At 43.1% G+C, this 694-nt stretch carries 1 protein-coding gene; it reads right to left on the bottom strand.

The window, feature by feature from the left end; genetic code table 11:
* The coding region (locus A3762_RS22250; protein ID WP_197469494.1) for an NAD-glutamate dehydrogenase domain-containing protein at positions 1-694 on the bottom strand (694 nt) is incomplete at both ends.

Here is a 694-nt window from a genome sequence, read left to right as displayed (position 1 = left end):
CAAGCTCTTTAAATAATCTTTGAACAGATACCCACGCGCCTCTNGCGGTAATACCCATTTTTTTGTGGTCGTAGCCTTGGCTGCCACCAGATGCAAATGCATCGCCTAGCCAATGCCCCCGATCCAAAGATATTTGATTTGCGATATCTGAGAATGTCGCAGTACCTTTATCAGCGGCAACAACCAAGTAATAGTCATCTTCATCATGACAAACTGTATTTTTTGGATGAACCACCTTTTGCTTGACCAAATTGTCGGTGACATCGAGCAATGCTGAAATAAAGATTTTGTAGCATTCAACACCTTCTTTAAGAAACGCATCTCTGTCGTTCTGCGGAAGTTGTTTTGCGACAAAGCCGCCTTTGGCTCCAACCGGCACGATAACTGAATTTTTTACCTGTTGAGCTTTTACTAGACCCAAGACTTCCGTTCTATAGTCTTCATTTCGATCTGACCAACGTAAGCCACCACGAGCAACACGGCCACCCCGTAAGTGCACGCCTTCAATTCGGGGCGAATACACAAATATTTCAAACATCGGTACAGGCAGTGGCACATCAGGAATGAGGCGTGGTAATAATTTAAATGATATGTAGGCCTTTGCTTCGCCTTGTTTAGCTTGGTAGAAATTGGTCCTAACGGTTGCCTTAATCAAAGACAGATACAGTCTTAAAATTTTATCTTCTGTAAGGTT

The organism is Oleiphilus sp. HI0125 (genome assembly GCF_001635355.1).
The sequence above is the reverse complement of the archived record's forward strand: the minus strand, read 5'-3'. Positions and strand labels throughout refer to the sequence as shown.